Annotated in this window: 17 protein-coding genes; 5 read left to right on the plus strand and 12 right to left on the minus strand. The window is 67.8% G+C overall.

Annotated features, from left to right (window positions below):
• Positions 1–1,996, minus strand: a 1,996-nt coding sequence (locus tag ACFOD4_RS20075) for a glycosyl hydrolase (RefSeq protein ID WP_379599367.1), incomplete at its 3' end; no start/stop codon positions are given.
• Positions 1,997–2,148: 152 nt separating this feature from the next.
• Complete coding sequence (locus ACFOD4_RS20080) at positions 2,149–2,667, minus strand: cysteine dioxygenase family protein (RefSeq protein ID WP_379599369.1); 519 nt, start codon at positions 2,665–2,667, stop codon at positions 2,149–2,151.
• Between the two features lie 206 nt (positions 2,668–2,873).
• On the opposite strand from ACFOD4_RS20080, the gene ACFOD4_RS20085 reads away from it, so the two are divergent.
• The 4 genes from ACFOD4_RS20085 (at position 2,874) to ACFOD4_RS20100 (ending at position 6,277) form a co-directional block, all read left to right on the plus strand.
• Positions 2,874–3,368 carry an Lrp/AsnC family transcriptional regulator gene (locus tag ACFOD4_RS20085; RefSeq protein ID WP_379599371.1) on the plus strand — a complete coding sequence of 165 codons (495 nt, stop codon included), beginning with the start codon at positions 2,874–2,876 and terminating at the stop codon, positions 3,366–3,368.
• 118 nt (positions 3,369–3,486) lie between these two features.
• Positions 3,487–4,473: a tripartite tricarboxylate transporter substrate binding protein gene (locus ACFOD4_RS20090; RefSeq protein WP_379599373.1), complete on the plus strand. Its 987-nt coding sequence runs from the start codon at positions 3,487–3,489 to the stop codon at positions 4,471–4,473.
• Complete coding sequence (locus tag ACFOD4_RS20095) at positions 4,470–5,393, plus strand: amidohydrolase family protein (protein ID WP_379599375.1); 924 nt, start codon at positions 4,470–4,472, stop codon at positions 5,391–5,393. Before ACFOD4_RS20090 ends, ACFOD4_RS20095 begins: the two co-directional genes overlap by 4 nt.
• Positions 5,390–6,277: an NAD(P)-dependent oxidoreductase gene (locus ACFOD4_RS20100; RefSeq protein ID WP_379599377.1), complete on the plus strand. Its 888-nt coding sequence runs from the start codon at positions 5,390–5,392 to the stop codon at positions 6,275–6,277. The genes ACFOD4_RS20095 and ACFOD4_RS20100 overlap by 4 nt, the downstream gene beginning before the upstream one ends.
• 10 nt (positions 6,278–6,287) lie before the next feature.
• Here the strand turns inward: ACFOD4_RS20100 and ACFOD4_RS20105 are convergent, their stop codons facing one another.
• The 8 genes from ACFOD4_RS20105 to ACFOD4_RS20140 all read right to left on the minus strand — a co-directional run bounded on the left by ACFOD4_RS20105 (position 6,288) and on the right by ACFOD4_RS20140 (position 16,803).
• Positions 6,288–7,385, minus strand: a complete 1,098-nt coding sequence (locus ACFOD4_RS20105; protein ID WP_379599379.1) for a c-type cytochrome — start codon at positions 7,383–7,385, stop codon at positions 6,288–6,290.
• Positions 7,382–8,017, minus strand: a complete 636-nt coding sequence (locus ACFOD4_RS20110) for a cytochrome c oxidase assembly protein (protein ID WP_379599380.1) — start codon at positions 8,015–8,017, stop codon at positions 7,382–7,384. Before ACFOD4_RS20110 ends, ACFOD4_RS20105 begins: the two co-directional genes overlap by 4 nt.
• Entirely contained in the window at positions 8,017–8,424 is a 408-nt protein-coding gene (locus ACFOD4_RS20115) for a hypothetical protein (protein ID WP_379599381.1), read from the minus strand. Before ACFOD4_RS20115 ends, ACFOD4_RS20110 begins: the two co-directional genes overlap by 1 nt.
• Positions 8,425–8,435: 11 nt before the next feature.
• Positions 8,436–10,973 (minus strand): cytochrome c oxidase subunit I, encoded by a 2,538-nt coding sequence (gene ctaD / locus ACFOD4_RS20120; protein WP_379599383.1) that lies wholly within the window; start codon positions 10,971–10,973, stop codon positions 8,436–8,438.
• Positions 10,970–11,923 carry a cytochrome c oxidase subunit II gene (coxB, locus tag ACFOD4_RS20125; RefSeq protein WP_379599384.1) on the minus strand — a complete coding sequence of 318 codons (954 nt, stop codon included), beginning with the start codon at positions 11,921–11,923 and terminating at the stop codon, positions 10,970–10,972. Before coxB ends, ctaD begins: the two co-directional genes overlap by 4 nt.
• Positions 11,924–12,077: 154 nt before the next feature.
• The gene (locus tag ACFOD4_RS20130; protein WP_379599385.1) at positions 12,078–13,676 is read right to left on the minus strand and encodes a M20/M25/M40 family metallo-hydrolase; all 1,599 of its coding nucleotides are present in this window, start codon (positions 13,674–13,676) and stop codon (positions 12,078–12,080) included.
• Between the two features lie 16 nt (positions 13,677–13,692).
• The gene (locus ACFOD4_RS20135; RefSeq protein WP_379599387.1) at positions 13,693–15,276 is read right to left on the minus strand and encodes an ABC transporter substrate-binding protein; all 1,584 of its coding nucleotides are present in this window, start codon (positions 15,274–15,276) and stop codon (positions 13,693–13,695) included.
• A gap of 138 nt (positions 15,277–15,414) precedes the next feature.
• Positions 15,415–16,803: an amidohydrolase family protein gene (locus ACFOD4_RS20140; RefSeq protein ID WP_379599388.1), complete on the minus strand. Its 1,389-nt coding sequence runs from the start codon at positions 16,801–16,803 to the stop codon at positions 15,415–15,417.
• 128 nt (positions 16,804–16,931) lie between these two features.
• On the opposite strand from ACFOD4_RS20140, the gene ACFOD4_RS20145 reads away from it, so the two are divergent.
• The gene (locus ACFOD4_RS20145; protein ID WP_379599389.1) at positions 16,932–17,744 is read left to right on the plus strand and encodes an IclR family transcriptional regulator; all 813 of its coding nucleotides are present in this window, start codon (positions 16,932–16,934) and stop codon (positions 17,742–17,744) included.
• A 62-nt stretch (positions 17,745–17,806) separates the two neighbouring features.
• On the opposite strand, the gene ACFOD4_RS20150 is transcribed toward ACFOD4_RS20145, so the two are convergent.
• Together ACFOD4_RS20150 and ACFOD4_RS20155 are read right to left on the minus strand one after the other, a co-directional pair.
• Positions 17,807–18,625, minus strand: coding sequence for an inositol monophosphatase family protein (locus ACFOD4_RS20150; protein ID WP_379599391.1), 819 nt, complete (start codon positions 18,623–18,625; stop codon positions 17,807–17,809).
• The gene (locus ACFOD4_RS20155) at positions 18,615–19,487 is read right to left on the minus strand and encodes a diacylglycerol/lipid kinase family protein (RefSeq protein WP_379599392.1); all 873 of its coding nucleotides are present in this window, start codon (positions 19,485–19,487) and stop codon (positions 18,615–18,617) included. Before ACFOD4_RS20155 ends, ACFOD4_RS20150 begins: the two co-directional genes overlap by 11 nt.
• Positions 19,488–19,529 lie beyond the last annotated feature (42 nt).

A 19,529-nucleotide genomic window follows, 5' to 3' on the forward strand; every position in this document is an offset into this window, starting at 1 on the left:
CCCAGCCATTACCGAACAGGGTCAGGTTTTCGACATGGTCGGGCAGGGTGTAGCTGAGCCAGGTTGTCACCGTGTCGATGCCGCCGCCGGCCGTTTCCACCACCTTGTCGTTGGCGTGGGTCACGACATAGGTGTCGTCGCCCTTGCCGCCGCGCATGGTTTCGCCGGTCTTGCCGCCCGACTGGTGCCAGTCATTGCCGTCCGTGCCGGTCCAGTTCGATCCGCCCCAGGATTGCTGGGTCCAGGCGGCGCTGGCCTTCGCGGCCGCGCCCTCGGCCGGCTGCGGGGCCGGGGTGGCGACCGGCGCGCTGGGCTGCGCCGGCGCCGCCCCCGCTTTGAAGGTGAAGTCCGCGGCCGACAGGTTGGCTAGCTTGACGTTCTGCAGCGTCACCGAATGGCCGGCGAGCTTGAACACCGTGTCCAGCCCGGACTGGATGCCGGTCGACTTCAGCGCGTTGAAGCTGTTGATGCCGGTGAAGCCGTCGAAATGCAGCTTGTCCTCGCCACTGCGGAAATCGGTGATGATGTTGGTGCCGAGGCCCTTCTCGATGACAAAGGTGTCGTTGCCCTTGCCGCCGGTCAGGATGTTGTGGCCACCCTTGCCGTTCAGGACGTTGTTGCCGTCATTGCCGATGATGATGTTGTTCAGGCTGTTGCCGGTGCCGCTGGTCCAGCCATTACCGAACAGGGTCAGGTTTTCGACATGGTCGGGCAGGGTGTAGCTGAGCCAGGTTGTCACCGTGTCGATGCCGCCGCCGGCCGTTTCCACCACCTTGTCGTTGGCGTGGGTCACGACATAGGTGTCGTCGCCCTTGCCGCCGCGCATGGTTTCGCCGGTCTTGCCGCCCGACTGGTGCCAGTCATTGCCGTCCGTGCCGGTCCAGTTCGATCCGCCCCAGGATTGCTGGGTCCAGGCGGCGCTGGCCTTCGCGGCCGCGCCCTCGGCCGGCTGCGGGGCCGGGGTGGTGCCGGGATTGGTTGTCGGCGCATCCGGCTTGGTGGGGGCGGGCTTCGGCGCCGTGTCGACCGGATCGTCGCTGCCCGGCGGCTTGCCGGCCGTGGCGTCGCCGCCATTCTGCGTCGGCTTGTTCGGAACAGTGGGGGCGACCGGCGGCGGCGCGGCCTGCTTGCCACCGAAATCCGCCCACTCCATCTCGCCGCTGCCCCAGTTCCGGAACGCCGCCTTGAAGGCCGCACCGGTCTTCGGATCGGAATTGTCGGACAGCATGCCGGGATAGGCGGCGTTGGAGTCCCAGTAGCTCTGCAGGATTGGCTTGTGCTGGTCGAACCACGCCTTGGCCGCTTGCACGAAGGGGCCGGCATTGTCGCCCTTCACGCCCCACTCCGAGTAGGCGGTGGGCTTGTTGTGCGCCTTGGCGAACTCCTCGAACCACTTCAGGCCGTACTTCTCGTTGACGATGCGGTCGAAGGCGGCCACCGGGTTGCTGCCCTGGAATTCGGGCTTGTAGTAGAAATCCATCCCCATCACATCGACATAGGCGTCACCCGGATAGATGCTCTCGGGATTGATGCCGCCATTGGCGTGGTTGATGTTCCACTCGAACTTGAAGCGGTCGGACACCTGCTTGAAGGTGCTGGACATCTGGCGGAAGGCGCCCTTGAAGGCTTCTTCCTTGCCGATCGCGTTCCAGAAGAACCAGTCGCCATTCGCTTCCCATCCAGTGCGGACCATGATCGGCCCGTCACCTGGCGTATTCTTCAGCAAGGCCTCGGCCACCTGGCGGTAATACTGGTTGTAGGCGCCACTGGCGGCGGTGCCGAGGTTGCCTTCCTTGGAGATGATGGGAACCGACCACTGCACATCGATGCCGGTGGGCTTCCAGATGCTCGCCTGCCACGCCGCCGACGAGACGTAATCCTTCCAGTTCGCGTAGCCGACCACACCGTGAACGTAGTCGGGCTTATCGCCGAGCCAGGAGGAGAAGCGGTGCAGGTCGTTGACGTTGTTGCCGACATAAACGCCGAGAGCAGTCATGGGAGGGCTCCTGAAGGTCTATCGACCCGCAGGGGCCGCTCACGGGAATGTGAACGAACTCGGTTAAAGAGGAGTAAAGATCCGCAAGAATTTTCACTTTTTCGTGATTACCTTGATCCAGCTGTGGCTTGGCATTGACTCGAGCCGACCGCCTATGCGGCGTAGACAAGGTTCACATCGCTGGCGAACCGGTCGTACGCCACGCCATAGACATGAATGGTCACGGCCGTGTCGCAGCCCAGATTGGCTAGGCGGTGAATCGAATCCGGGCCGGCGTCCCCATGGCTGCAATCGCCCGGACGTCGCAGCTCAGCGCCGAGGATCTCGGGACCCGCGCCGCCCTTGATCCGCGACGTATAGAAAGTTTCCGTCATGGTGCCGCGATGGATGCCCAGGGCACACCAGGTGTGGTGGGCGTGGATCGGGCTCATCTGTCCCGGCCGCCAAACCAGGGCGGCAATGGCGAAGCGCCCCGCGGGATCGGAATGCAGCCTGTGGCGTACGTACCGTTGTGGCTGACAGGAGCAGTCGAAACCTTCCAGCAATTTGGGATGGCGTAGAAAAGGCACCAGCCCTTCCGCCACACGGGCCGCCCGCCCTTCCGCCCCGGCGTGCCACGCCAGCGTGGCCGCATCCACCAGCGCCTGGAACGGCGATCGGATCATCAGCATGTTGGTTCCCTCCGGCCTGACCGCTCTGGCCGAGCGGGATCGGCGCAAAGTCTAGGCAGGGCGGGAGGGGATGTTTTTGCCTTGTCGGCCGCGAGGCTGGCATTTCTGGAATGCCATTCCACCGAACGACCCGATCTTAGAAGTCTATTGCCCGGACAGGCTCCGTTTGGTGGCTGTGATCTCATCTTTGCCGTATGAAGGAGAGCATGATCCAGATCCCTGACAAGCTACAGCTTGATGAGTTTGACCGAAGGATCCTGCGGCTCCTGCAGCGCGACGCCGCCATTCCGATCGCGCGGCTGGCCGAGGCCGTGGGGCTTTCCGCGACGCCTTGCTGGCGCCGCATCCAAAAGCTGGAGCAGGCGGGCGTGATCCGCGGCCGGGTCGCGTTGCTAGACCGGCAGCGCATGAATGTCGGTATTACAGTCTTCATTGCCATCCGCACCAACCAGCACAACGCGGCTTGGCTGGAGCGCTTCCGCAACTCGGTGTCCGACATTCCGGAGATCCTCGACATCTACCGGATGAGCGGCGAGATCGACTACCTGCTGCGGGCGGTGGTGCCCAGCATCCAGGCTTATGACGCGCTCTACCAGCGCCTGATCGACCGGGTTGACCTGTCCGACGTCAATTCCATGTTCGCCATGGAGGAGATGAAGTCCACCACTGAGATTCCCGTGGACTACACGCGAAACGCCTGACCCGACGTCGCCCGATGCCCATTGACGGACATCGCTGCGGCGCCGACAAATCCGGCAAGTGACGGTTCGCACAGGCCCCGCTGGAGAGGGCCGGCGCCGCTCCGCAGGGAAGGACTCCATGATGCACAGGCGGCAACTGCCATGGCTTGCCGGCGGCCTGCTGGCCGCGCCCACACTGGCCATGCCCAGGCTGGTCCGGGCGCAGGCCTGGCCGGTCCGGCCGGTCACCATGATCGTGCCCTGGGCCGCGGGCGGCGGCGCGGACAGCGTGACCCGCGTCTTTGTGTCCGGGCTGGAGCAGGAGATCGGCCAACCGGTGAACGTGGTGAACCGCACCGGCGGCTCCGGCGTGGTAGGCCATACCGCCATCAGCATGGCGCGGCCGGATGGCTACACGCTGGGTGTCGCCTCTTCCGAGATCTCGACCTTCCGCGCCCTGGCCCTGGCCGAGATCTCGCCGGACAGCTTCGACATCCTGTCCCGCCTGGCCACGATCCCCGCCGGCGTTACCGTGGCCGTCGCCAGTCCGTGGCGCAGTGTCAGGGACATGCTCGACGCCATCAAGGCAGGGCGAAAGGGACAGTACACCGCATCCGGCTCGGGCCTGGGCGGATCCTGGCACATCGCCCTGGCCGGGCTTCTCCGCGCCGGCGGGATGGCGGCCGACACCGTACGCTGGGTGCCGTCGCAAGGCGGTGCGCCAGCCATGCAGGACGTGGTGGCGGGCGGCATCAGCATGGCCACCTGCTCGCCCATCGAAGGCAAGGGGCTGATTGATGCCGGGCAGGCGCGCAGCCTGGCGGTGATGGGCCGCAAACGGCTGGAAGTGCTGCCGAACGTGCCGACCCTGGCCGAGGGCAGCATTGAATGGTTCTTCGAGAACTGGTTTGCGCTGGTCGCGCCTCGCGGTTTGCCAGACGATGTGCTCCGGCGTGTGCTGGAGGTTTCAGCCCGGGCCCAGGCTAGGCCGGAGGTCCGCAACCTGCTGGCGCAGCGCGGCATTGTGCCGGTCTGGGAAACACCGGAAGAGGCCGGGCGCTTCGCGCGCGAATACGCCACCACGGCGTCCGACCTCCTGCGCGCGCTGGGCATCGCCAAGGCATGAGCGGGGAGGGCGGCTGGAACGGCCCGATGGTGGATGCGCACCAGCATTTTTGGGAGCCGCGGCGCGGCCGCAATCCGTGGCTGCTGCCCGCCGCCCGCATCCCCTTCCGCTACGGCGACTACGAGGCCATCAAGCGCTCCTACCTGCCGGAAGACTACCGCGGCGACGCGGACGGCCATGAGGTTGTCGAAACGGTATATGTGGAGACCGAATGGGATCCCGGAGACGGGCTCGGCGAAACACGCTACGCCACGGCACTGGCCGAGCGGCATGGCTGGCCGAATGCCATTGTCGCGCAGGCCTGGCTCGATCGCCCGGAGGCTGCGGAAATGCTGGCCGCGCAGGCAGCTTTTCCCCTGGTGCGCTCCGTGCGGCACAAGCCGGGCGGGCCGCAGGACCCGCGGGATGTTGGCACGCAGTGCAGCCTGATGTCGGATAGGGCGTGGCGGCGCGGCTACGCCGCCCTTTCGCGCCACGGCCTGCATTTCGACCTGCAAACACCCTGGTGGAACTTGCCTGAGGCCGTGGCGCTGGCGCGCGATTTCCCCGACACGCTGATCGTGCTGAACCACGCTGGCCTGCCTGCCGACCGTAGCGAGGAAGGATTGCGCGGCTGGCGGGATGCCATGGCGCACCTAGCCGGATGTCCGAACACGCGGGTCAAGATTTCCGGCCTCGGCCTGCCGGGCCGAGCCTGGCGTGTGGAGGATCAGCGCGGCGTGGTGCGCGAGACGATCGCCATCTTTGGCGCCGCCCGCTGCATGTTCGCCAGCAACTTTCCCGTGGACAGCCTTTGCGCCTCGCTGGACACCATCTTCGCTGGCTTCAAGCGCATCACCGCCGACATGCCGCCGGATCAACAGGCCTTGCTGTTCCGTGACACGGCCCGCGAGACCTACCGCACAGGAACCACGCCATGAGCCTCCCGCGCCTTGGCTTTGTCGGCATCGGCCTCATGGGCGAGGCCATGGTACGGCGCCTCCTGCAACAGGGCTTCGCCGTCACGGTGTGGAACCGCGAGCCGGAGCGGCTGGACACCGTGTTGCCGCACGGCGCCGTGGCGGCGGAAACGCCGGCCGCACTCGCTGCGGGCTGCGACATCCTGCTCGCCTGCGTGCTGCACACGGATGCGGTGCAGGAGGTGGTATTCGGCCCGGACGGACTGGCTGCCGGCGCCGCGCCCGGCACGCTGCTGATCGACCATTCCACCGCCGACCCGGCGCGGACGCGCGAAATGGCGGCAAGGCTCCGGGGGGAGCGCAACGGCGCCTGGGTGGATGCGCCCGTTTCGGGCGGCCCGGAGGCCGCGCTGGACGGATCGCTGACGATCATGGCCGGCGGGGCGGAGGCGGATGTGGCACGCGCCCTGCCAGTAATGCAGGCGCTGGGTGCCCAGGTAACCCGCATGGGCGAGGTCGGGGCAGGGCAGGTGGCCAAGGTGCTGAACCAGGCCATTGTCGGCGCCGGCTATGTGGTGATGGCCGAGGCGCTTGCCCTGGCCGAGGCGGCGGGGCTCGATGCCGCTGCCCTGCCGGCCTGCCTGGCCGGGGGGCATGCCGACAGCAATCTGCTGCGGCGGATCTATCCACGCATGCAGGCACGCGCATTCGAGCCGCCCACCGGATATGCCCGCCAGTTGCTCAAGGACCTCGACGCCGTGGAGGCCTTTGCCGGTGCGCACGGACTACGCTTGGCGATGGTTGAGGCAGCGGCGCGGCAGTTTCGCACGCATGTCGCGGCCGGCAACGCCCTGCGGGACGGCGTCACGATCAGCCAGCTCTACGGCGACAAGCCGGACAGGTGAGAAGGCCGGCTCATCGCACCGGCTGGCTGGCGAACCAGGCAGCCACGGCGCGGGCCTGACCGGGCGTCAGCCTCTCGGCCACGGTGGCCATCACCTCGCGCTGTGTGCCGCCGCCACGCGCCCCGTCCCGCCACGCGGCCAGCTGCCCCTCCAGGTAGTCCGCGTGCTGCCCGTCCAGGCGCGGCCACGCCGGGTTGCGCGCCAGGGCGGCGGCGCCGTGGCAGGACAGGCAGGCGGGAACCTGGGCCAGCGGAATGCCTTCTCGCGCGATCAGGCCGCCCTCTTCCAGAACCGCGTCCTGCACGGAAGGGGCGGGCGCGGCGACGCGGGGCTGCGCGGCGTAGTGCGCGGCAAGCCCCTGCAGATCCTCGTCCGTGGCGCGGGCCGCGGCGGGCTGCATCATGCCGCTGCGGCGGGTGCCTCCGGCAAAGGCGCGCAGCGTTTCCAGAAGATAGGCTTCGGATTGGCCAGCGATGATGGGGAAGGCGTCGCCGTCGCGGCCGACGCCGTCGCGGCCATGGCAGCGCGCGCAGTCGGCGACGGCCTCCGGCGCCGGGGCGGAAAGGGCGTGCAGCCCGGCGCCGGGCGGACGTCCATCGCCAACCGACAATGCCTGGTAGTCCTGCGAAGACATCGCAGGCATGCGCTGCAGAAACGCCACCACGCTCCAGATCTCGTCGCGTCGCATGGGCTCGATCCAAGCCGGCATGCCGGAATAGCGCACGCCCTGCTGCACGATCACGAACAACTCCTGAGGGCTCCACGGATCCAGCGCATGGGAGAAATCCGGCGGTGCCGGCAGGCTCTGCGCAATCACCGGGTTCTGCTTCTCGCCCGGGGCGCCGTGGCAAGGGGCGCAGCCGGTCGCGTAGTGGCCCGCGGCGCGCGCTACCAGCGCGCGATCGTCCAGATCCGGCGGCGCCTCAACGGTCAGCGCGGCGGTGCGCACCGAGTTGCGCATCACCCAGTGCAGGAACCAGTTGGTCACGGCCCAGTGCCCGCCGGTGGCACCGACATGGAACAGCCCCGACCAAGCAAAGAGGAACCCGGCTGCCAGGACGCCGCCGAGTGCCAGCGCCGCGCGGCGCCACGTGAGGCGGATGTTCATGCGGCGTCCTTTCCTTGCGCTGGCTGTCCGGCGGAGTCCGGGTCGGGGCCGAGGAGCCTCGCCGCCAGTGCCAGCCCGCCGGCCAGATAGGCGGCGCCGCCCACCAGCAGCATGACCACACCGCCCAGCGCCTGATCCTCCATTGCAGACAAACCGTGCGGCGCAGCGTGTCCCGCATGGTCATAGAGCGGGCGCGGCGCCAGGGTCAGCAACACGCCCAGCAGCGTCATGTGCATGGAGGTGAGCAGCAGCGCCACGATGCCTGCGGGCCCCTGCCCGGGGCGCAGCGCGGCGAGCCAGAGCAGCAGGCCACTGAGCAGGAAGCTTGCCTGTTCCAGCACCAGAGGCAATCCGCCGCCGCGCGCGGCATCGTGCGGGGTGGGCAGGTGCCAGCCCCATACCACCGCAAACTCGACCAGCGAGGCACCGATCGGCCCGATCCAGCAATGGCGGGCGAGCGGATCCAGGCGTCCGCCTGCGAGGCCCACGGCTAGCAGCGGCGCGGCGATGGCCACCACCGCCATGTGCACCGCCATGCCGCCGGTAAAACCCGTGCCGAACAGCAGCGAGAAAGGGCCGCCCCAGGCCAGCACCAGCACGGCACCGCCAGCCGGCAACGCGACGCGGCGCATCAGCGGCAATCCCTGATCAGGAAGGCGGGCAGGGCGATGAACAGCACGCTGACAAAGCTGAGCGCGGCCAGCAGCAGGGTGGCATAGCCGAGGAAGCGCTGCCTGTCCTCGGGCGTCGCTGCATCGTGCGGCGGGTCATCAACACCGAAGCCCCATTGCCGCCAGGCTTGCCGGGCAAAAAGGGTGATCAGCGCCAGGGCCACAACGGTGGCGGCGGCGATGGCGATCTGGGCCATCCACAGGCTTGCGAAGCTCTGGCTCGGTCCCGGCTGCGTCAGGCGAATGCCGCCGAGCCGGGCGCAGTTCACCGCCGCGGCGACGTAGCAGAACAGGAAATGCACCGCCCAGATCGTGGGCGGCATCAGCAGCGTCCAGAGATCGGCGCGCTTGCGCAGGCGCAGAACCATTGCCGTCCCCTTCAGGCCAGCAGCGGCACGAGCGTGGTGACCGCCAGCGTCACCAAGCCCTTCAGTGCCACGAAATGCCAGAACAGCACCACGTTGTGGATGTCGATGTCCCAGCGCGTGGTGAGCTTGCCTGCGAAGCTCCGCGCCAGGCAGTAGCCCTGCATGAGAACGCCGAGGGCAAGGTGCAGCGCTGTCCAGATCATCAGCACCCACACCTTGGCATCGTAGGCATGGGCGGTGGGCTGCAGCCCTTCGGTCCACGGCGCCAGCAGCATGGCGCCGCCGCTGCCCAGCGCCGCCAGCGCCGCCAGCACGAGGCCGAAGCGCAGTCCCGCTGCGCTGCCGGCCGTGTTGCGCGCCCGCGCCCACAGCATGGCGCCCCAGGCGAGGCCGAGCAGCAGCAGCGCCGTCATGGGCCAGAACAGGCCCGGGCCACGCGGCGTGCCGTCCATGTGCAGAGGCGGGAATTGCTGGTGGATGGTCCAGAAGTAGAAGTAGCCGAAGATCAGGCTGGCGAACGCCGTCATGTCGCCGAACATGGTGATGAACATGGCCCACCAGCCGACGGAGCGATGGCCCGAAACATAAAGCGTCAGTTCCAGCCCCCGGCCGACATGCTTGGTGTCCTTCTCGGGGATCAGGGCCGTGCCCCGCCACAGCCAGACCATGATGCCTGCCACGCCGACAAGGCCGAGGGCGAGCGACGTCCAGTAGAGGTGAAAGGCGGTGCCGATAAAGCTGGCCCCGATGAACACCGCGCAGAACATCGGCATGAAGCTGTTGCCCGGCACGCGCAGGCATTGCAGCGGACGCGCGTCCAGGACCGAGGTCACCAGGGTTTCCCGCTGGCCTTCCTCGGCATCCGGGAGGTACCAGCGCCCTTGCTCCACCTCCTGCGCCAGCTCCGGCTGGTCCCAGAGCGGATAGCGCGAGGCCACCTCCGGCACGGATCGGATGCCGTAATCCGGTGCCGGATGCGGCGAAATCCATTCCATGGTGCCCGCTTCCCACGGGTTACGCGGCGAGGCCGCCCGGCGGCGCAGGCCGAAGACCACATCCCAGGTGAAGAGCAGCACGCCGGCGGCGAAGATGAAGGCGCCCGCGGTGGAAACAAGGTTCAGCCAGTCCCAGCCGATGCCGGCCGGATAGGTGAAGACGCGGCGCGGCATGCCACGAAGGCCGGTGAAGTGCATTGGCAGGAAGGCGATGTTGAAGCCGGAGAACATCAGCCAGAACACCCAGCGTCCCAGCCGGTCAGACAGCTTCTTTCCCACCACCAGCGGCATGTAATAGTAGGCGCCGGCGATCAGCGGCAGGAACATGCCGCCGATCAGCACGTAATGCAGATGCGCCACGATGAAGTAACTGTCATGCGCCTGCCAGTCGAAGGGCGCGATCGCCACCATCACCCCTGTCAGCCCGCCGATCACAAAGATGGCAAGCGAGCCCGCGGCGAACAGCATTGGCGTGGAGAAGATCACGCGCCCGGCCAGCATGGTGGCGATGAAGACGAAGATCTGCACACCGGTCGGGATCGCCACGGCTTCGGAGGCGGCGGAGAAGAAGCCGAGCGAAATGATCGGCAGGCCGGTGGTGAACATGTGGTGCACCCACAGCCCGAAGCTGAGGAAGCCGGTGCCCACCGCCGCCAGCACGATCCACGAATAGCCGACCACCGGCCGCCGGGAGAAGGTCGGCACGATCATCGCCATCAGCGCAATGGAGGGCAGGAAGACGATGTAGACCTCCGGGTGGCCGAAGATCCAGAACAGGTGCTGCCACAGCAGCGGATCGCCGCCGCGGGCGGGGTCGAAGAAGGGCCAGTCTGCCAGCCGCTCCAGCTCGAACAGGATGTCGCCGGCGATCAGCGGCGGAAAGGCGAACAGGATCATGCCGCCGACGATCAGCACGTACCAGCAGTAAAGCGGCATGGTGTTGATGCGCATGCCGGGCGGCCGGCATTTCAGCACACCGACGATCAGCTCCACGGCCGCCGCGATGGAGGCGACCTCGATAAAGGACAGGCCGAGCAGCCAGATATCGGCACCGATCCCGGTCAGCTTCACGTCAGTGGTCAGCGGCGGGTACATGAACCACCCGGCCTCGGGCGCAGCGTTGAACAGGATAGAGCCGCAGACAAATACGCCGCCGATCAGGAAGCACCAGTATCCAAACGCCGAGAGACGCGGAAAGGGCAGGTCGCGCGCGCCAAGCATGGTAGGCAGCAGCAGGATCGCCACGGCCTCGAAGATGGGTACGGCGAACAGAAACATCATCACCGTGCCATGCAGAGTATAGGCCTGGTTGTAGAGTCCGGCCGACAGGAAGTCGTTCTCCGGCAGGGCCAGCTGAGTGCGCACCAGCAGGGCCAGCACCCCGGCAAACAGAAAGAACACGAAGGAGGTGCCGGTGTACCACACTCCGACCTCCGTGTTGTTCACCGCCGACCAGTAGCGCCAGCCCGGCGCGCTGGCCCAGACGCGGTTCAGACGGTCTTCCTGCGCCGTGCTTTCCTGTGCATGGGGGCGAGGGTCGTCGCTGCCGCTCATCGCCGGATGCTCCCTTCGGAAAGCCAGGCGGCGATCAATGCGGTTTCGCCTTCGGGCAGGGTGTCGAAGCCCGGCATGCGTGCGCCCGGCTTGATCTCGCGCGGATAGCGGATGAAACGGTCGAGCGATGCCACGTCGTTAGGCAGAATGCCGGCGGCTATGCTGGGCCGCTCGGACAGGGCGGAAAGATCGGGACCCACCCGGCCTCGCGCCGGTGTTCCGGCAACGGTGTGGCAGGCGCCGCAGCCCCGTGCGAGGAACAGCGTCGCGCCGGGATGATCGGGCGTGGGTGGCGGCGGCTCGCGCCGTGCTTCCAACCAGGCTTCAAAAGCTTCCGGTTCCATCACCTGCGCATCCAGCGCCATCAGGGCGTGGGAAGCGCCGCAGAACTCCGCGCATGCGCCGCGAAAGCGGCCGCTCCGCTCCGGCTGCAATACCAGCCGGTTCCGCATGCCGGGGATCATGTCCATCTTGCCGCCGAGCGGCGGAATCCAGAAGGAATGGATGACGTCCTGCGCCGTCAGCATCAACTCGGTGCGCTGGCCGCGCGGCATGCGGATCTCGTTGGCGCTCTGGATGCGCGTGCCATCGGGCAGCTCATAGGTGACGCGCCACCAGAATTGCTCGCCCTGCACCGCGATCCGCAACCCTTCGCCCGGTGCCCGCAGCGGCGGCATCATGCGCAGGCCAAACACCAGCAACAACGCCAGCACCAGCGTGGGTAGGATGGCGCCGCAAACCAGGATCAGGCGGGCGGCGGCACGCCCGCTCCAGGCAGGACCACGCCGCCGCGCCGCATACCAGGCGAGCGCCATTACGGCGATCCAGATCAGGGCGGCGGCCGCCAGCATCCACCAGAACAGTTCGGCGACCATTCTGGCTTCGAAGCCGGCCGGGTCCAGTGCCGATTGCCGCCCGGAGCACCCTCCCAGCGCCACGGCCGTTGCCACCGCCGCTATCCGCGCGGGAGCCGACGCGCCCTTCCACATCGAAAAAATCATGCTGTTCCCCGTCCGCCCCGCAACGTTACGAAACAAAAGGGGTTTCGTGAGCGGAGCATTTTCCGCCCGGCGCACGCCTCAGCAGGCGGGCCGGGCGGGGGGATCAGAGCGGCTCGCCGGCGCCGGTGCCCGCATGGGGTGTGGGCATGCACCATTCCTCGCCGCGTGGAGTGGAGACGTACTCCGGCCAACGAAGGTCCACTGGCGGATCGAAATCGGCGGGCAGCAAGGGGCCAACCCATTTCGATCCGCCGACGCCGCCGCCGGTGCGCTCGCGGAACTCTTCCTGCGCGGCCACCAGCGCGCCCGGCTTGGCTGCGAGGTCGAGCAACGTCAGCGCCATGGTCCGGCCGGCCACGAACATGCCCGGGTCCACCGCCGCCGGCAGCCCGCCTAGCGCGTTGTAGGTCCAGGCCGGATACGCATAGCCGGCGCCTGGCGGGCGCAGCCGCGGGCGCGCTGCCAGCAGCCGGACCGTCGGGCAGTGCCAGGAATACTCCACGTAATCATCCGCAGAGAGGTGCTTCTGCCAGGGAGGCAGTCCGGCACGCAGCTTGGCCTCGTTGTCTTCCGGCGACGTCAGGCGGCTGACAGCCTCAATGAACGGGTCGGGCATGGGATCGAGGCCCAGGTTTCGCTGGATGGCGCGGCCGAATTCCAGCGCTTCCTCGGAATAGCGCGGCGCGCCCACGGCCTGAAGGTTGGCCCAGGTGAGGTCCGTCATCGCCGTATTGGGCAGGCCGACACGGGTCTTGGTCACCCAGCGGACGAAGGCGCGACAGCCGGTCGCCGCCGCCACCTGCCGCGCATTGTTGGCCAGCACGCGCCAGATCTGCTCCTGGATGGCCAGCGAGGAAGCTCGCCAGGAATACTGGATCTGGCTGAAGCGGGGGGTCAGGTTATCCGAAGTCGCGCCGGCATCGCCCAGAATGAACTCGTTCAGCGTCCAGGAGCCGGTGTGTGGAAACATCGCCTCCTTGGTGTACTTGGTGGTGGTGTACATCAGGCACAGCGCGTCGGTGGAGCCGGGGCAGCGCGCAATGGCGTGCGAGGCGTCGATCGGCATCAGCGATGGATCGACCCATTTCTCCGGTGCCTCGGCCTCGAAGCTGATCACCGCGCTCCAATAGGCGCCGAAATGCGTCTCGCCCGTTACGGTGTTGCTGGGCCAGGGGTGCCACACCACCGCAGCGTCGAGATCGTTGAAATATCCCTTGGCCGCATGGATCGGCTTGGAGCCGCAGACCTTCTCGGCGGGTTCGCCGAACAGCTTCAGCCGTCCCGCCACGCCGTGCTGCTGCATCGCGGCCTTTGCCGCCAGGATCGCCGTCAGCGCTGCGGTGCCGAGCACCGAATGCGGATCGGTATGGCCCGCGGCATAGGGATGAAGACCCTCGCGCGGGGCCTTGTGCGGCACCACCTGCTGCGAATTGCCCGGCACCGCGTCATATTCCGAGAAGCTGGCGAGCACCGGCCCGCCTTCGCCCCAGCTCGCGGCGAAGGCGGTGGGCATCTGGCCCGAGCCTTCCTCGACGGTGAAGCCCTCGGCCCGCAAGATCTCCACGTAGTCGCGCACCGATTTGTATTCGCGCCAGGCCGGCTCGGCATGGTCCCAGATGCGCTTGTTGAAGGCGGAAAGCCGCGCCTCGTTCGCCGTGATCCAGTCCAGCGCCGATTGCCGGATCGCTTCCAGTTGCTGCATGGCGTGTTGTCCTCCCTCAGGCCGGCCGCACATTCCAGAACGTCGCGAAGCCGTCATTGACGCCGGTGATGCTGTTGCGATGCGCGGTCGGCTGCATGTACTGGCCGAGCGGCAGGTAGGGCACGCTCTGCATCGCCTGGATCTGGATTTCACGGCAGATGGCGGCTTGCGCGGCCTCGTCGGGCGCGTCGAACCAGGCGGTGCGCAGTTCCTCGATGCGCGCATCCTGCGACCAGCCGGGATAGCTGCCGTCACCCCGCAGCGCCATGTGTCCAGCGGGGTTCAGCCACTCCATGCCCGACCAGGTGGTGACGAAGCCGCTCCAGCCATCCTCGGCCACCGGGCCGCGCCGGTTGCGCCGTTGCAGCATGGCGTTGAACTCCACCGCGTAGATCTCGACATTCATGCCGAGCCGCGTCAACAGGTCCACGGTGACATAGCCCAGCGCCATCCCGGCGGCGGTGTTGTTGCCTGCCATGATCACCACCTTCTCGCCCTTGTAGCCGGCGGCGCGGATCGCTTCGCGGGCGCGGTCCAGGTTGCGCGGACCCTGCAGCGGCTCCAGCCCGGCACCCGAGGCCATCGGCGTGTTCGGGCAGAAGAAGCCCAGCGGAACATGGAACAGCGCGGGGTCGTCCACCCCCACCACGGCGTGCATGCAGTCGCTCTGGCTCAGTGCGCCCCAGAGGGCCTGGCGGATGGCGGGATTGTTGAAGGGCGCGTGCAGGTGGTTCAGCCGCAGCATGGCCACGAAGCCGGTCGGATCCAGCGTGCGCACGCTGATGTTGCGCGAGGCTTGCAGCAGCGCCATCTGGTCGTGATAGGCGTATTCCTGCCAGTCCTGCTCACCGGACAGCAGCGCGGCCGTGGCGGTGCCGCTGTCGGGGATGGTCCGCCACTCCACGCGGTCGTAGTGCACCACCTTGGGGCCCGAGGTCCAGCCAAGCGTGCCATCCGGACGCGGCACGTACTTCTCGAACTTGGTGTAGACGTTCATGGAGCCCGGCACGCGCTCATCCGCCTTGAAGCGGAATGGTCCGCTGCCGACGATCTCCGGCACCGGCTTGAACGGATCGGTTTGCGCGAGCCGCTCGGGCATCATGGCGCAGACCGGCACGGCGGCCTTGCCCAGCGCGATCGGCAGCATGGGAAAGGGTTTCTTCAGGCGGAAGCGGATGGTGCGGTCATCCGGCGCCGAAAGCTCGTCGGTGCTTGCCATCAGCGTGCCGCCAAAAACATCGCGCCTGCCCCAGCGCTGCAGGCTGGCCACGCAATCGCGCGCCAGCACCCGTTCGCCATCGTGCCAAAGCAGTCCGTCGCGCAGCGTCAGCTCCCAACGGAGCCCGTCATCCTCGACGCGGTGGCCCGCCACCATCTGCGGCGTCGCGCGGTACTGCGCGTCCATCCCGTAGAGTGTGTCATAGACCATGTACGCGTAGTTGCGGGTGATGTAGCCGGTGCTCAGCACCGGATCGAGAGTGATCAGATCCTGCTGCGGGGTGAAGCGCAGCGTGGTGGCCGAGGCGGCGCGCAGCCGCGCTGGCAGGGCCAGCGCGGCGGTGCCGGCGCCGAGCCCTTGCAGAAGTGAACGCCTTTGCATGGTGCAGATCCTTCCTCGAATGCAGCAAGGCGCCGGAAGAGAGCCTCCGCCGCCACCACCGCCGCCGTGTTTCCTCCAGCCCGCGGGTTGCTCCCGCGTGGCGTCCCCAGCCAGGAAGCCCGGCCCGGGCCTTCTGCATCAGGCGACGCCTTCGATGCCCTTCAGCAGGTAGCCCGCCGATTCGAGCAGCCGGGCCTTCAGCGCCGCAAGCCCCGGATGCAGCAATTGACCATCCTGCTTCAGGATGCGGCCGCCGACCATCACCATCCGCACATCGGCGGGGCTAGCGAACTGGATCACCGCCTGCGCCGGGTCGCGCGCGCCGATCATGCCCAGGCTGTCGCGCCCGATGACGATGATGTCGGCCAGCTTGCCCGGTACCAGGGAGCCGATGCGATGGTCCATCCGCAGCGCCCGGGCGTTGTTCAGGGTTGCCCAGTGCAGCACCGTCTCATGCCGCAGCGTAATGGTCTGGATCGGCGAACCTGGCGTCGCAACTTCCAGCGGACGCGGTGCCGCGCTGCTGCGGGCCACTTCGTGGTTGTTGTTGAAAATGCGGTGTGCCTGCAGTGCGAAGCGCATGCAATCCAACATGCTGCCGCCATTCAGCACCTCGCTGTCCGGTGCGATGGAGGGCCGTCCGCCCATGCGCGCGACGCGGCAGCTCAGCGGCTCACGCACGTCGCTCTTCAGTTCGGCGGCGGCGGTGGAGGTCACGGACGCGCCGCTATCCACGATGATCCGCAACTCGTCATCGTCGATATAGGTGCCGTGCACCAGGTTGTGGTCCGGGCCCAGGAGGCCCTCGGCGGCGATGGTGCGGTAGCCGCCCTGGACCAGCCTATTGCTGTTGCCCCAGACATGGGCGGAGGAGAGCAGCCCGTATTCCCGCGCCAGGGCGAAATCGGCCCGGCATACTTCCAGCGTCGAATAATCCGGGCCCAGGATGCAGGCGGCCAGCGTCACCAGCGCATCGTCGCTGGCAAGCGGTCCTCTGCGCAGGCGACGAATCTCCGCGGCGGGATGCGGCACCTGCGAGAAATGCGTTTCGCCAGGCTTCGGCTTCGGCTTCACCGTGCCATGCCCGAAGACGGCGCGCAGGCCGCTCTGCATCAGCCCGTCCAGCGCGGCGTCGGTGTGCTCGGGGGTGGCATTGCCATGGCACCAGTCGAACAGGGTCGTGACGCCGGCCTCCAGCTGCGCCAGGGCGCCCACCAGCGTGCCGATGCGCAGGTCTTCCGGCCGGTAGCGCGGGGCGATGGCGCCGTGGGCGATGCGGAAGTAATCGGTGCCGGCCCAGTCGCCGCCAATGCCGCGCATGGCGGTCTGCCAGCTGTGCAGATGCGCATTCACCAGACCCGGCATGACCAGTCCGCCCTGGGCGTCGATCACCTCGGCCCCCGCCGCGTCGAGGGCGTGGCCGATGGCGAGGATCCGGTCATGCTCGATCAGCACCTCGCCGCCCGGGAGGATGGCGGAACCATCCTCCATGGGCAGCACCGTTCCGCCCTTGATCAGCCTGCGCACGGCCATCTCCAACTGTGTTGGTTGCCTGTTTGGACGGCGTTCTCTATACAGAACGCTGTTCTTAAGTTCGATCTTGCGGGCGTTGCCGCCCTGCTGTCAATCGGACCACACCCGGCCGGAGCCGTCGCTTGCACCCCAATCCAGCCTCTCCCGGTGTTCCGGCGGTGGAGAAATGCCTCGCCATCATCCGGCTGCTGGACATGGCCGGGGATGCGGGGATCAGCCTTGCCTCCGTGGCGGCGCAACTCGGATTGACCAAGAGCCATGGGCTGCAGATCCTGCGGACCCTGGTTGCTCAGGGTTGGGCCATCCACGATCCCGAGCGCCAGCGCTATGCCCTTGCGGCGGGATTGATGCTGGACCTCGCTGTCACCTTGCGGCGGAGCCAGCGCGAAACGGTTGTGCAGGCGGTGCTGGATCGCCTGACCCGGGCGCTTGGCCTGCCTTGCATTCTGACCCGGGCGAACCGGGATGGCAGTTTCTCCTGCATCGGCAAGGCCGAACCCAACGCTGAGCTGATGGTCAGCGCGCCAATCGGCCACCGGTTCCCGGCCGACGCTCCCGCGCAGCTTCGTGCCCGACTGGCCGCCTTGCCGGAGGCCGAAGCCGCGCGCGCCTTGGACGATGTTCGGCTGCAAGCCCACACGGCCGCAACCGTGACCGACAAGGCTCGGGTGTTAAGCCTGGTCGCGGAGGCTCGCGCACGCGGCTACGCCCTGGGACGCGGCGAGTACCTGGACGGCATTCAGAGCATGACCACTGCGCTTCACCGCGGAGCGGCGGTGATGATCCTGCAATGCACCGGTCCTGTAGCCATCATGCAGGGGCGGGAGGCCCAGATTGGCGGAGCCTTGTGCGAGGCGGCCGACAAGCTGCGCGCCGCCTGGGACTTGCCAAGCCGGCGCCCCACGCTGCGGGCACCCCGTGTCGAATTGACATAATGATTCTTATCGGACCTGATGCATGGAGGAGGGCGGACTACTGAAACTCCGCTCCAACCTGCCTAGGCCCCACTGGAGGCCAGGCGTTCCACAGCTTCCCGCGTCCCGATCAGCACGGGCCGGCGCCACGATCCGGGATCGCGTCCCTCCTCCAGGAAAGTGCGGAAGGGCTGCCAGCCATCGTCGGTCTGCTGGAGCACGGCTCCCCCCGCGGCCTCGACCAGGGCGAAGCCGCCCGCCACGTCCCATAGATTCGGCCGTTCGAACCGTGCGACCTCCAACAGGCCGGCGGCCACGAAGGCGCATTCGATCGCGGCGGAGCCGGTGCGTCGCGGCTCCCACCCACTGGCCGATCGTGGAGAGGCGTCCACGAAGCCGGCGAGCCGCCGCCGCACATCCGGGTTGACGCGTGGCTGAAGGGCTTCACCCTCGAACATCAGCCCGCCGCCCCGCACGGCATGATAAACGCCGGGGCCCAGGGCGTGGCTCGCGGCACACCAGACGGCGCCGGCAATCGGCACGCCGTCATGCAGCACCCCGACCGAGCCGGCGAAAAGCGGAAAGCCGTTGATGTAGTTCGCCGTGCCATCCACCGGATCGATGGCCCAGAGAAAGCGGCTTTCCGGCGCGGGACGCCCCGCCAATTCCTCTCCCAGCACGTCGTGATGCGGGAAGCGGGCCGCCAGCCGTTCGCGGATCATCACTTCGACCGTCTCGTCCACCTCGGAGACCGGGTCCCGCAGGCTTTCCCCGCCCGAGGGCGCTGCCTTGTAGCGCACCGCCGGTTGCCGGCGCAGCCCAGCGGCCATTTCCGCCCCTGCCAACGCCGCCATTTCGCGCGCCATGCGGCCGATCTCCAACAGTTCCGCTTCATCGGTCACAGCGCATCTCCGTCTCGCGCGGCGTCATCAGCCGCAATGTCTTTTCCTGCAGCGAAACCTCCAGCCTGCAGGGTGCCCCGATCGTCATGTGGGCATCGTCCACCCGCAACGCGCCGCCATCCCAATCCACCTGAACATGGCTGGCGAGCCGACATTCGACGGGCGCGGGAGCTGCGTCCGGCCGTTCCAGCCAGACCTCCATTTCGGCCCTGCGTGCGGGCGCCAGCGACACCACCGCCACCTGGCCCTCACCGGCCCGCAGATCCGCCGCAAGGGTCAGCCGAGGGCCGAATTGAGGCACCGCCATGATCTCCAGCAACAAGGTGCTGGTGCGGTGCTCCGTACCATCCAGGATCAGCCGCAGATCCAGGGGCGCTGCCTCGCGCAGCGCAGCGGCAAAGGCGGCCCGGCCAGCCTCCACACCCTTCAGCCCGGTCCGGTCAGCGATGCGCACCGCCTTGGCAAAGGCACCGAAGCCCACCGCCTCGATGAAGCTGCGATGCTCCGTCCCGCAGCGCATGTCTGCGATGGATAGCGGCCGTGACGCGGCGTCCCTCCAGCCTGCAGCCAGCGCCGCCGCATCCGACCAACCGCCCAGTGCGCGGGCGAGATTGTTGGCGGTGCCGCAAGGCAGGATCGCCAGGGGTACGCTGCTGCCGGACATGGCCAGGGCGGTTTCCGTCACCGTGCCGTCGCCGCCGGCCACGATCACCAGGTCGGCGGGCTCGCCCAGCGCCTGCACGATTTCCTTGGAGGGGAAGGCGGCGACCGTCAGGCCGCCGGCCGCCAATTCGTGCGTCAAGGCCTGCACGGGCTGTTCGCCCTCGCCGGCCGAAGGATTGAAAACAAGGACCGTTCGCATGGGCGATGAACATTCGTCGGACAGCGCCGTTGCAAACGACGC

This window comes from Teichococcus globiformis (genome assembly GCF_042646265.1).
In the GTDB taxonomy this organism is placed as follows: domain Bacteria; phylum Pseudomonadota; class Alphaproteobacteria; order Acetobacterales; family Acetobacteraceae; genus Pseudoroseomonas; species Pseudoroseomonas globiformis.

Bases quoted from the DNA above. Each gene is read 5' to 3' on its own strand.
- ACFOD4_RS20095 (WP_379599375.1), top strand. From the start codon at position 4,470: ATGAGCGGGGAGGGCGGCTGGAACGGCCCGATGGTGGATGCGCACCAG.
- ACFOD4_RS20085 (WP_379599371.1), top strand. From the start codon at position 2,874: ATGATCCAGATCCCTGACAAGCTACAGCTTGATGAGTTTGACCGAAGG.
- ACFOD4_RS20110 (WP_379599380.1), bottom strand. From the start codon at position 8,017: ATGCGCCGCGTCGCGTTGCCGGCTGGCGGTGCCGTGCTGGTGCTGGCC.
- ACFOD4_RS20115 (WP_379599381.1), bottom strand. From the start codon at position 8,424: ATGGTTCTGCGCCTGCGCAAGCGCGCCGATCTCTGGACGCTGCTGATG.
- ACFOD4_RS20090 (WP_379599373.1), top strand. From the start codon at position 3,487: ATGATGCACAGGCGGCAACTGCCATGGCTTGCCGGCGGCCTGCTGGCC.
- ACFOD4_RS20105 (WP_379599379.1), bottom strand. From the start codon at position 7,385: ATGAACATCCGCCTCACGTGGCGCCGCGCGGCGCTGGCACTCGGCGGC.
- ACFOD4_RS20130 (WP_379599385.1), bottom strand. From the start codon at position 13,676: ATGCAGCAACTGGAAGCGATCCGGCAATCGGCGCTGGACTGGATCACG.
- ACFOD4_RS20155 (WP_379599392.1), bottom strand. From the start codon at position 19,487: ATGCGAACGGTCCTTGTTTTCAATCCTTCGGCCGGCGAGGGCGAACAG.
- ACFOD4_RS20135 (WP_379599387.1), bottom strand. From the start codon at position 15,276: ATGCAAAGGCGTTCACTTCTGCAAGGGCTCGGCGCCGGCACCGCCGCG.
- ACFOD4_RS20080 (WP_379599369.1), bottom strand. From the start codon at position 2,667: ATGCTGATGATCCGATCGCCGTTCCAGGCGCTGGTGGATGCGGCCACG.
- ctaD (WP_379599383.1), bottom strand. From the start codon at position 10,973: ATGAGCGGCAGCGACGACCCTCGCCCCCATGCACAGGAAAGCACGGCG.
- ACFOD4_RS20100 (WP_379599377.1), top strand. From the start codon at position 5,390: ATGAGCCTCCCGCGCCTTGGCTTTGTCGGCATCGGCCTCATGGGCGAG.